Genomic DNA, 11,687 nt, shown 5'->3' on the forward strand with positions numbered 1-11,687 from the left:
TTATCCTCTTATCCAGGCGGTCATCCCTTTTTGGCTTGCGTACTGCTCAGCAAACTGCAGCAGTTCTGGCGCATCAAGGGGTTGGTGCGCGGCCAGATAAGGGATATTCAGGAGCTTGTATTTGTTGATACCTAGGGTGTGGTAAGGCAAAAAATGAATCGCTTTCGCACCGATTTCATCGGCGGCAAAATCAGCGATCGCGCGAATTGATTGCTCGTCGGCATTAAAATCGGGGATCAACGGCACACGAATCGTCATTTGTACGTTGCGTGCGGCCAACTTGCGGAAGTTGTCCATTACACGTTCGACGCTGCCGTCGGTCCATTGTTTGAAGCGCTGTGCATCAACATGCTTAAGGTCGGCGAGCAGGAGATCCAGATGGTTAATCGACGGCTCTATGTATTTCCACGGCACATAAAGGCAAGACTCAACGGCGGTATGAATTCCTGCCTCTTTGCTTCTACGCAGCAGTTGCTCAGCCATTTCAGGCTGCATGAATGGTTCGCCGCCAGAAAGCGTAATTCCACCAGCGCTGCGGTCGTAAAATGGTTTGTCGCGGAGCACTTTCTGCATGATCACATCAACACTTTGTGTCTCACCGCATACGCTTAATGCCTGAGTAGGGCAGCAATCCGTTAACGTGGCCATATCGTCAGTCGAAAGCTTTTCACGCGCGATGATCAAAACGTCATCAATACGACTAATTGCATGTGGTGCTGTCTGTGGGCAAAGATCGCAACCAGCAAGGCACAGACGCTCGTCAAACAGCACATCCTGCCCACGAGCACGGCTTTCAGGGTTCTGGCACCAGCGGCAGCCCAGAGAGCAGCCTTTAAGGAATACGACTGTGCGAATCCCTGGACCATCATGTGTTGAGTAACGTTGGATATTAAATATCATAAGCCCGCCTTAATCTTCTTTCGTAAATTAGATTACTTTCGAATGAAAGTTTTATTGATTTTGATCAGATAAAGAACAGACAGTGGCGTTATGATGTCGGCAATGAGATAGATGACCAATCCGGAGAGTTTATGGAACTGTATTTAGATACTGCTGACGTTGCCGCAGTGAAGCGCCTGGCGCGTGTTTTGCCGTTACAGGGCGTAACAACCAATCCCTCCATCGTCGCCAAAGCGGGGATTTCTTTGTGGGAAGTACTACCAGCCTTGCAGGATGCATTAGGTGGTAAAGGCAAACTATTTGCTCAGGTCATTGCCGCGCAGGCTGATGAAATGGTGAAAGAGGCTGAATTACTAGTGAAGCGTGTCCCGGGTCTTGTTGTGAAAGTCCCTACCACGGTAGAAGGTCTGGCGGCGATGAAGCAGTTGAAGGTAATAGGCATTCCGACGCTGGGTACTGCGGTATATGGTGCAGCTCAAGGATTGCTTGCCGCATTAGCTGGGGCTGAGTATGTTGCGCCGTACGTCAACCGCCTGGATGCGCAGGGTGGCGATGGTATTCAAATGGTGCAGGATTTACAGCAGTTGCTGACGCTACACGCCCCACAATCTAAAGTTCTGGCCGCTAGTTTCCGTACACCACATCAGGCAATGTCATGCCTGCTGGCAGGATGTGAAGCAATTACGCTACCTGTTGATGTCACTGAACAACTGTTAACGACACCGGCCGTGAATGCTGCGATTGCAACTTTCGAGAAAGACTGGCAAGGCGCATTTGGCTCATTGAGCCTATAAAAAAGCCGGTTTTCACCGGCGTTAGATTCAAATCTCCCAGGGCGACTTTTTCAAGTCGCCTTCTTTTATCTCTTCACCATTAGCGATATTCAGCAATTCCGTTTTCAGGATTTCCAGATTGTTAATAGCAGACGCATGATCGCCTCCCACCAGAATATCCAGCACGGTATCAATACGTTTTGCGAGTTGCAGAGGGTCCACTGAAGGCATAGTGCGTCCTGGTCAGTTGCGGAAAAGTGTTGCCTTCATAATGCAAAAAAAGGTCTGGAAAGAGAAGGCTCAATTGGGAATTTTTACCCTTACACATCAATCAATTATTGAACAACATATAAGTAATAATTATTAAACAGTCCGATACATTCATCCAGGTGCGGTAGTGGATTAGTCTGATCCTGCGTGTAACGCGCTTTCATAACATGAGGATAAGATAATGACAGTAATTAACCAGCCAACCTGCAAATTGTTCACGGACACTACTCGATTCACCCAGTTGTCGGGTTATTACGAGGCAGAACGTCGCACTGTGTGGATGATGTTAAGAGCGCAGCCCCGTCCTTGCTTCAACCATAAGCTAATCGAAGAAATTATGAACCTGCGGTATCTGGTTCAACAGGAGGGTTTTGTGGTTGATTTTTGGGTGACCGGTTCTCTGGTGCAGGGAATGTATAACACCGGCGGCGATTTGGGCTTTTTTGTTGAATCAATACAGCAGGGGCGTCGCGAGGCATTGCGTGCGTATGCCAGGGCCTGTGTCGACTGTGTCCATGCAGCCTCACGAGGGTTTGATAGCGGTGCAATTAGCCTTGCAATGGTTGAGGGCAGTGCATTAGGCGGGGGATTCGAAGCCGCATTAGCACACCATTTTGTGCTGGCACAACGAGATGCCCGTCTTGGTTTCCCGGAAATTGCTTTTAACCTCTTTCCAGGCATGGGGGCCTATTCGCTGGTTGCACGCCGCTCAGGCATGAAACTCGCTGAAGAGCTGATTTATAAAGGAGAGTCTTACACCGCAGAGTGGCATCAGCAGTTTGGTCTGGTTGATGAACTGTTTGAACCCGGCCAGGGTTATCTTGCTACTCGTACTTTCATTGATACATTGCAGCCTAAACTGAATGGTGTTCGGGCTATGTTGCGTGCCCGTCAGCGTGTACTTCAACTGCCTCGCTCGGAGTTGATGGATATCACCGAAGACTGGGTTGATGCAGCATTTTGCCTCGAAGCTAAGGATATCGCTTATATGGAAAGGTTAGTGCAAATGCAAAATCGTCACAGTGCTACAGCTTTGCGTAAAGCCAGTTAACACGTGAGCCAACGCTCGAATACGGCTGAGGGCATTGGTCTAAATCCTGCCGTTTGTTGACGCCATTCTTCTGAAGAAAGGCGTCTTCTTTCAGGTGTTAACGCCTCAGCAACTCAAGAAATGCCTGCAAAACAGGTGAATAATTTTGTTTATCCCAGGCAACGCCAATCCCCATCGCCAGATGATGAGTCTCTTCCTTCAGTTTACGGAAAATAACGCCTTGTCGTTTGATGCACTGCAACGATGAAGGGACCAGAGCAATACCTTTTCCTTCCGCAATAAGCCCGAGCATGATGTGATGATCTTGCGGTTCCGGAATGATATGAGGCTTGAAATCAATCTTGTGGAAAAACGCCTGGCAGTAATCATAAAAACCGGGATTTAACCGCCGCTCAAACCAGAACATCGGCTCGTCACGTAGTGAGTCAAAACTGATGAAGCGTTTGTGCGCAAGTTTATGACCTGCGGGCAAAGCCACCACAAGTGGATCTTCTAAAATTTTTTCAACAGCCAGGCCTTGAACGTCCGTGTGCAAGCCGATAAATGCCGCATCCATCGTCCCTTTTTTCACTTCACGAATGAGATTGATTGAATGATCTCCTGATGTGTGGATTTGCCAGGCAGGAAAACGTTGGCGCAAGGCCTCTGTCACATCAGGGATTGCACTTCGTTCGAACACTGTTGTGTAACCAACAACAAATTTCCCCCCAATGTTACTTCGCATCTCTTTTACGACGGCAATCGCTTTTTCTGCCTGAAGGAGTGTGCGTTTCACTTCTGGTAAGAATGCGGCCCCCGCTTCGGTGAGGGTGACACCCTTCTTGCTACGAAGAAATAACTGCACTCCGAGTTGGTCTTCGAGTTGCCGAATTTGCCTACTTAGTGGAGGCTGAGAAATATGCAGACGCAATGCGGCACGACTGAAATTGAGCTCTTCACTCACAGCCAGAAAATAACGAAATTGTCGTAAATCGATGGATTCGTTCATACCAAAAAGGTATCACAAAAAGGGTATTGGATGCGTTGCTCAGTAAAATTTAGAGTTCGTTCACTATTCAATAGAAGAGGGTTCCAAAATGGAAAGTGAACGTTATCTACGAGGTCTGGAAAAATTAAAAGAGGTTGATGGACATGCTGGTGAAAATGTCATTAAGAGCCTGAGTGATATAGCACCGGATTTTGCGCGTCTGCTGATTGAATTTCCATTTGGTGATATCTACTCAAGACCAGGCCTCGATTTAAAAGCCAGAGAAATTGCTGTTGTTGCAGCACTGACCGCACTTGGAAATGCGACGCCACAGCTTAAAGTCCATATCCAGGGGGCGCTGAATGTTGGCTGTTCGGAACAGGAAATTATTGAAGTGATCATGCAAATGGCGGTGTATGCAGGGTTTCCTTGCGCGTTGAATGGTCTATTTGCGGCGAAAGAGGTTTTTGCACAAATAAAATAGCCAGGTTTCCCTGGCTCATTTGGTCGCAGAGCTTATCGCGCCGTTCTGGCCAGATAGCGTTTTAACCAACGTTCAAACACGGCAGCGGGCATGGGCTTCGCAAATAAATACCCTTGCCGTTCGTTGACGCCATTCTTAGTCAGGAAGGCGTCTTCTTTTTGGTTCTCAACCCCTTCGGCAATGACCTGTAAATTAAGCGCTTGGGCAACTGCAACGATTGCACGCACCAGCGATTGAGACACCGACTGCTTATGAATATCGCGCACGAAACTTTGGTCGAGTTTTATCGCGTCGATCGGGAAGCGGGCAAGTTGCGAAAGTGAGGAATAACCTGTCCCAAAATCATCTAAATGCACCTGGGCACCCAAGCGGCTGAATTGTTGAATAACCGAAAGTGCAAGGTCTTCATTTTCAATCAGGCAGCTTTCAGTAAGCTCTACATCAATCGGGCAGTATTCAAAATTAAGATCTTTCAGCGCTTGTTTCAGATCGCTGAAGATTGTTTGATCGGCTAATTGGCGGGCAGAAACGTTGACTGCAACGCGTAAATTAATGCCTTTATCACGCCATTTCGCCACCTGCTGAACCACACTTAACATCACCCATCGCCCAAGAGGCACAATTAACCCGGACTCTTCTGCATAAGAGATAAAATCCAACGGTGGAATCAGCCCGCGCTCCGGCGATTGCCATCGCACCAGTGCTTCCAGACTTCTGACTTCACCTCTCCAGGTCATTTTAGGCTGATAGTGAATAACAAGTTGGTCGTTATCGAGCGCTTTACGTAAGTTGGTGTCGAGCCACAGGTACTCAAACACACGTTGATTCATTTCTGGAGCAAATACGCAGAACTTGCCACGACCACTCTCTTTGGCGGTATACATCGCGGTATCAGCATTCCGAATAAGACTTTCACGGTCTTCACCATGTTGCGGAGCCAGCGATATACCTAACGAGCAGCCGGAATAAACTTCAATCAAACCAATGCGGAAGGGCTGTTTTAGTCGCGCCAGAATACGCGACGACATGGCTTCGAGCGTTGCCTGAGAGGTGTCAGTGGCGAGAACAATAAACTCATCTCCACCCAAGCGCGCAAGTATCTGTCCTTCATCAAGGCAACTTAGAATCGCTAATGACACGGCCTGTAATAACTGGTCACCGAACATGTGCCCGTACGCATCATTTACTTTTTTGAAGTTATCAAGGTCGAGATAAACGATCCCTACCTGGGTTTCACCACGGTTTTCAATCGCGGAGGAGATTAAATCATTGATGGCATTACGATTTGGTAGGCCGGTGATGGTGTCGGTGTTCGCCAATACGCGCAGGCGCTCCTGCGCACGGCGTTCTTCAGTGATATCAGTACCAGAACAGATCAAATAGATTTCATTCTTACCGCTGCCGCTATGGACAAATTTGTTGCGAAACAAAAACAGCCGCTGGCCTTTACGGGTTTTTATCCAGCGTTCGACTTCGTAAGAATTTCCGTTACGAAAGAATCCGCTAATATTGCGTTTGGAAGCGGCGGCCTCACTACGGCTCATAAACAATTTAAAAACGTTTTGGCCAATAACTTCTTGTTCTTTAAGACCGGTATACTCCTCGCTCAAACGATTGAAGCGTTGAATATTGCCTAATCTGTCGAGAATAACGATGACAGAGTTTGCCTCCGAGACGACCTGTTCCGCGAATGAGAGCCCTTGCACCAAATCTCGGGCAACAGAAGGGGTGTCATCCCAGGCAGATGCCGAACCCGCCCATTCTTTTTTTGATACCTTACGGCCCACTAAATGTACGGAAACTTCACTACCAAATAATGAAATCGACATAGTGACGCTTGAGGTTATTACCGTCATTTGGCGGATTTGTTCCGCCTGCTCGGGTTCAAGAGCGACCACCTGGCTGATATCAGAGCTTTCGCTAGCGGCTAATTGCAGAGCGTTGCTATCGTTTGGTAAACGCCAGTATGGGCTGGTTGTCCCTAAATAACGGTAGAGCAGATTTTGCTCCAAATCGTCTTTCATGCTCTCTCCTGAACAGGGCCCGACATAGCGTGTCAGTCTGTTATTCATATTAGCAATATAAACCGATCTTAAAGCGACAACAGTGAGTTAAAGACATTGTTTTTGCAGAAGATGTGAAAAATCTGAATGTTCCGCACGTTGTTGACAGTTTTTCCTGACTTATAACCAGCAGAAAACGAGTTGTGGTTCTAATCATTTTCTGGTTGTGATTATGATCCTAAGTGTATTCACAATAAAAAAAGAACAAAAAAAAGCTGAGCACGAGGCTCAGCTTTTAAATTTAAATGACTAACTAACCGTCAGATTGCTGGACGCGCGATCACACTACGAGTTTCCATACGAACCTCTGCGATTGTCACATCAATGACATCTGTCACTTTGTAAGCCACTTCGCCGTTAATTTGCACGGTTCCTGGCTCCTGACTGCATACCATCTCATCGCGGACAGCATGGATAAATGGGGCAGGGATAAAGGCAACAGCGCCATTTTCAATCAGACGTACGCGCATACCGCCACGGCTCACATCAATGATCTCTGCACTGAAACGAGTATCCGTTCCGGCTTTGTCACTCAAGAAGCGAGCATACAGCCAGTCACCGACATCGCGTTCAGCCATGCGGTTCAGGCGACGGCGCTCAGCCATCTGTACTGTAATTTCGTCTTGTGGACGGGATGCTGTTTCACCTTTGATTATCGCTTTCAACAGGCGATGATTGATCATATCGCCGTATTTACGAATCGGTGAAGTCCAGGTCGCATAAGCCTCCAGACCCAGGCCGTAATGCGGGCCTGGCTCAATGCTGATTTCAGCAAACGACTGGTAGCGACGAATACGAGTGTCAAGGAAGGAGGTTGGCTGCGCATCAAGCTCACGGCGTAATTTGCAGAAGCCGTTTAGTGTCAACACTTCTTGCGCATCTACTTCAAGGCCGTGACCTTGCAGCATAGTCGCCAGCTGTTCAATGTTTGCCGGGTCGAAACCGGTGTGGACGTTATAAACGCCGAATCCCAATTTCTCGCGCAACACAATGGCCGCACAGACGTTAGCCGCAATCATTGATTCTTCAACGATGCGGTTAGCGATGCGACGTGATTCCGCAACGATATCCAACACTTCGCCTTTCTCACCTAATACAAAACGGTAATCAGGGCGGTCTTTGAACACCAGCGCGTGGGTACGGCGCCAGTCGGCGCGGCTCAGGCAGACGCGTTCCAACAGACGGATTTGTTTAGCGATAGCATCACTCGGTGGCTGCCAGTCGCCTTTTTCTTCTAACCAGTCGGATACAGCGTCATAGGCCAGTTTGGCTTTGGATTCGATGGTCGCAACAAAAAAGTTAATCTCATTTTCAATGCTGCCATCTTGCGCGATAACCATGCGGCAGGCCACAACCGGACGCGTCACGTCAGGGCGCAGTGAACATAAATCGTCAGACAACTCGCGAGGCAACATTGGGATGTTAAAGCCCGGCAGATAGTTGGTGAAGGCGCGGACTTTAGCAATATTGTCGAGTTTACTGCCTTCAGCAATCCAGGCGGTCGGATCGGCGATAGCTACGGTGAGTTGTAATTTGCCATCGGCAAGTTCTTCAACAAACAGCGCATCGTCCATGTCTTCGGTGCTGACGCTATCAATGGTAACGAAATCCAGGGCGGTTAAATCTTCACGCACCAGGCCTTCGTCCAGCATTTCTGTCGCCACGCCGTCTGGCGCTTCACGCTCAAGATTGTGGCGTGACAGTGTCACCCACCATGGCGCAAGGTGATCGTCACCAAAGGTGATAAATTGTGTTAGGTCGGCGTAGAAAGCGCGGTCGCCTTTCAGCGGATGGCGTTTCATTTCCGCGACTGCCCAATCACCATTCTGGAAATCATGCGTGACATTGCGGTCAGCACGACACTGAATCGCATCACGCAGTAACGGGTGATCCGGAACGATAGACAGACGGTCGTCTTTACGTTGTACACGACCAACAAACCGGCTGAGGAACGGTTCGATAAGCTCTTCTGGCTCAGCGGTTTCGCGGTCCTTGTCGGTATGAATCACCGCGCTCACGCGGTCGCCGTGCATCACTTTTTTCATCTGCGGCGGCGGAATAAAGTAACTTTTTTGGGAGTCCACTTCGAGGAAGCCAAAGCCTTTTTCCGTGCCTTTTACCACGCCTTCAACGCGTGGAGTTTGGGAGTGCAGTTGCTGTTTAAGCTGCGCGAGCAGCGGGTTATCCTGGAACATGTTTTTTAGTTTTCGTGGCCAAAAGAGCGGCTGACAGTTTTACGCGAAACCACCCTTTGCGGCAAGCGCTGTTTGCCGCAAAGGTACGTGCTATCAATGTCTAGCGAGTATTGCCAAGCCCAATTTTCAATCGGTTTAACCAGCCGTACAACCCTGAACTCACCAGTAATTGCAAAGCTTCGCCTTCGCTAAAACCCTGTTCGAATAAAGGTTGAAGCTGGGCTGCGCTAAAACTTCCAGGTGCGCGAATTAATACGCGGACAGCCTGGATTATCGCGCGTTCACGTGGGCGGTTATGGCTCCAGGCTTGTATCGCTCTTTCACCATTGCGCATTGCTTCAGGTAAACCACTTTCTCCACGCCATGCTTTTGCAAAATCCGTAAAACAACTGACGCTTCCGTTAATACGAGCGGTCAACAGACCAACCAAAATCTGATCATCACAGGCTTGAGCATTCGGAGGGAGTAGTAAATGAGTCATCTGGCCGAATAGGGAAAATGCCGTGGCATCGTGAAGCAGTAGCCAACTCATCTCTTGCAAGATATTTTGCGGTAGGCAGTCGTTGTGTACGTCCAGTTGCAGTGTGTTTGCGTAGCGTAGCTCAACTTCAGGCAAACCTGGTTGCCACTGCTTATCACCATCAAGGAATAACTCGGTAGGGGCATCCTGCTGCGTATCAAGCCCTGGTAACCAGCGTACTGGCAAGCTTTGTAGTGCCTGGAAAACTGCAATCACGCGAGCCTGAAAACCGATAAAGCCAATCAACTGGTTAAATGTCACCATATCATTTACTGAAAGAGCAACCTCATCAAGTTGCTGACGCGAGACATCATCAATCAGCGTCGGTTGGCTGGCCAACTGGCGGGCGTATTGGGTGATTTGCGTCAGACGGCGGTTACTTTCGCGCGATGAGTCAGGACCTGGTTGGGGGGCTAGTCGAGCTGCGTAATGATTACAAAGACGTTGAACACCGTAGACCTGTGCGACAGTGAGCGCGGTACTTAAGCGGTCATAGCAACTCAGCGTATGTAAGCGGGTCACAGGGCTATTTTCAGGCAACAAACATTCACTAATATCACGTGCAGCCGAAAGCCACGCGTACTCAGAGGTGAGTTGGTCAGCGCTAAGGTTCAAATCAAGTAAAAAACGATCTTCGAGAAACGCGGCTTCGGGAACTAACGGAAGCACAGCGGCATCGTTACGGCTGGACTGGGTTTCATGGTACCAGTGGCCTTTGCCTGAGATTCGGCGTTGTTCCATGGTCATTCCTTGGTCAAAGAGTTTACAAGCCCGGGGAAAACACCTGACGGCCTGGTTTGCTGCTTTATCCTGGCGTAAGCGCGGGAGGTGACAAAAGAATGATCGGTGATAATAAATATCGGAAAAGTATAACTACGTGAGGAATTTCAGAATTAACAGGCAAGATTGTGGGTGAGGCGAGGGAGTTAACGGGGCAGACAGACGCCTGCCCACGTTATGAACCGAACTAGTCTTTCAGTTCCAGTTCGTTCATTGCAGCGATGCTGAAACCGCCATCAACGTGTACCACTTCGCCAGAAATACCGGCAGACAGGTCAGAACACAGGAACGCTGCGGAGTTACCCACATCTTCGATGGTCACAGTGCGGCGAATTGGGGTAACCGCTTCGCAATGCGCCAGCATTTTACGGAAGTCTTTGATGCCGGATGCCGCCAGAGTGCGGATTGGGCCAGCAGAAATACCGTTCACACGCACACCTTCTGGACCCATCGCGTTTGCCATATAGCGCACGTTAGCTTCCAGAGATGCTTTAGCCAGGCCCATTACGTTGTAGTTAGGAATAGCGCGTTCTGCACCCAGGTAAGACAGAGTCAGCAGTGCTGAACCAGGATTGAGCATTTCACGGCAAACTTTTGCCATCGCAACAAAGCTGTAGGAGCTGATGTCGTGAGCAATTTTGAAGCCTTCACGGGTAACCGCATTCACGTAGTCGCCATCTAACTGGTCGCCAGGTGCGAAACCGATAGAGTGAACGAAACCGTCAAATTTCGGCCAGCTTTTCGCAAGCTCAGCAAACATCGCGTCGATGCTTGCATCTTCTGCAACGTCGCACGGCAGAACCAGGCTTGAACCCAGATCTGCAGCAAACCCTTCCACACGGCCTTTCAGTTTTTCATTCTGGTAAGTGAAAGCGAGTTCAGCACCTTCGCGGTGCATAGCCTGTGCGATACCGTAGGCAATGGAGAGTTTACTGGCGACGCCAGTGATCAGAATGCGTTTACCGGTAAGAAAACCCATAGCTTTGAATCCTTATAGTTTCTGCTAATTTTATGACTTTATAATCATCAAGTTGACGATGACTAGTCACAATTTTTCAACACGAAAGTGAAATTATATCCCACTCAACGGCTGTTGTGTCAGGTTATTTTTTTACGCTGAACGACTGGTTATCGCGTCACCAAAGGTCTGAACAGATGGTTGTGTGGAGGACGTGGCGGACGCATTGCCGACATGCCTGATGGATACTATGTTTTAGGGTGTTAATTCGCACTTGCCTGGTAAAATAATCACCGGAGATAAATGATGAAAATCACTGTTGAAACGCAGGTTCATGCACCCATTGAGCAAGTCTGGGATACCTACAATAACCCGCAAGATATTGAAAAATGGAATACTGCTTCGGCAGACTGGCATACCGTCAATGCAGAAGTAGATTTAAAGCCCGGAGGAAAGTTTTCATCACGAATGGAAGCGAAGGACGGCAGTATGGGGTTTGATTTTGCAGGTGTTTATACCCACATCATTCCGCATAAATTGATTGAATACACTTTTGGTGACCGGGAAGCGAAAGTCGAATTTACTAAGCAGGAGGGCGGTGTGAAGGTATATCTAGAATTTGACCCTGATACTCAATACCCCGTCGAGCATCAGAAAAATGGTTGGCAGGCTATTCTGGATAATTTTGCCCGCTATGTTGAAGCGAAAAAATAACGTGTTAAGGGT

At 48.6% G+C, this 11,687-nt stretch carries 11 protein-coding genes; 4 read left to right on the forward strand and 7 right to left on the reverse strand.

What is annotated here, in order from left to right; translation table 11 throughout:
* Complete coding sequence (locus tag LVQ76_RS04565; RefSeq protein ID WP_232863639.1) at positions 1–900, reverse strand: glycyl-radical enzyme activating protein; 900 nt, start codon at positions 898–900, stop codon at positions 1–3.
* Positions 901–1,031: 131 nt separating this feature from the next.
* Between LVQ76_RS04565 and fsa the strand changes: the two genes are divergently transcribed.
* Complete coding sequence (gene fsa, locus LVQ76_RS04570) at positions 1,032–1,694, forward strand: fructose-6-phosphate aldolase (protein WP_232863640.1); 663 nt, start codon at positions 1,032–1,034, stop codon at positions 1,692–1,694.
* Positions 1,695–1,721: 27 nt separating this feature from the next.
* On the opposite strand, the gene yciZ is transcribed toward fsa, so the two are convergent.
* Positions 1,722–1,904 (reverse strand): protein YciZ/DeoL, encoded by a 183-nt coding sequence (yciZ, locus tag LVQ76_RS04575; RefSeq protein ID WP_034455445.1) that lies wholly within the window; start codon positions 1,902–1,904, stop codon positions 1,722–1,724.
* Positions 1,905–2,124: 220 nt separating this feature from the next.
* Here yciZ and LVQ76_RS04580 point away from each other — a divergent pair, with 220 nt between their 5' ends.
* Positions 2,125–2,994 (forward strand): crotonase/enoyl-CoA hydratase family protein, encoded by an 870-nt coding sequence (locus LVQ76_RS04580; protein WP_232921095.1) that lies wholly within the window; start codon positions 2,125–2,127, stop codon positions 2,992–2,994.
* 97 nt (positions 2,995–3,091) lie between these two features.
* On the opposite strand, the gene LVQ76_RS04585 is transcribed toward LVQ76_RS04580, so the two are convergent.
* Entirely contained in the window at positions 3,092–3,982 is an 891-nt protein-coding gene (locus LVQ76_RS04585; RefSeq protein WP_232921096.1) for a LysR family transcriptional regulator, read from the reverse strand.
* Between the two features lie 88 nt (positions 3,983–4,070).
* Here LVQ76_RS04585 and LVQ76_RS04590 point away from each other — a divergent pair, with 88 nt between their 5' ends.
* On the forward strand, positions 4,071–4,445 hold the full coding sequence (locus LVQ76_RS04590) for a carboxymuconolactone decarboxylase family protein (RefSeq protein WP_232903499.1): 375 nt from the start codon (positions 4,071–4,073) through the stop codon (positions 4,443–4,445).
* A 32-nt stretch (positions 4,446–4,477) separates the two neighbouring features.
* Here the strand turns inward: LVQ76_RS04590 and pdeR are convergent, their stop codons facing one another.
* From pdeR to fabI, 4 genes are all read right to left on the reverse strand, one after another.
* Positions 4,478–6,469 (reverse strand): cyclic di-GMP phosphodiesterase, encoded by a 1,992-nt coding sequence (gene pdeR, locus LVQ76_RS04595; protein WP_232903500.1) that lies wholly within the window; start codon positions 6,467–6,469, stop codon positions 4,478–4,480.
* A 299-nt stretch (positions 6,470–6,768) separates the two neighbouring features.
* Entirely contained in the window at positions 6,769–8,703 is a 1,935-nt protein-coding gene (locus LVQ76_RS04600; RefSeq protein ID WP_232903501.1) for an exoribonuclease II, read from the reverse strand.
* A gap of 100 nt (positions 8,704–8,803) precedes the next feature.
* The gene (locus tag LVQ76_RS04605) at positions 8,804–9,964 is read right to left on the reverse strand and encodes a CMD domain-containing protein (RefSeq protein WP_232903502.1); all 1,161 of its coding nucleotides are present in this window, start codon (positions 9,962–9,964) and stop codon (positions 8,804–8,806) included.
* A 226-nt stretch (positions 9,965–10,190) separates the two neighbouring features.
* Positions 10,191–10,982, reverse strand: coding sequence for an enoyl-ACP reductase FabI (gene fabI, locus LVQ76_RS04610; RefSeq protein ID WP_232921097.1), 792 nt, complete (start codon positions 10,980–10,982; stop codon positions 10,191–10,193).
* A gap of 282 nt (positions 10,983–11,264) precedes the next feature.
* On the opposite strand from fabI, the gene LVQ76_RS04615 reads away from it, so the two are divergent.
* Positions 11,265–11,675 carry an SRPBCC family protein gene (locus tag LVQ76_RS04615; RefSeq protein WP_232863646.1) on the forward strand — a complete coding sequence of 137 codons (411 nt, stop codon included), beginning with the start codon at positions 11,265–11,267 and terminating at the stop codon, positions 11,673–11,675.
* The last annotated feature ends 12 nt before the right edge of the window (positions 11,676–11,687 follow it).

Origin of the sequence: Buttiauxella cochleicola (assembly GCF_021283185.1) — a bacterium.
In the GTDB taxonomy this organism is placed as follows: Bacteria; Pseudomonadota; Gammaproteobacteria; order Enterobacterales; family Enterobacteriaceae; genus Buttiauxella; species Buttiauxella massiliensis.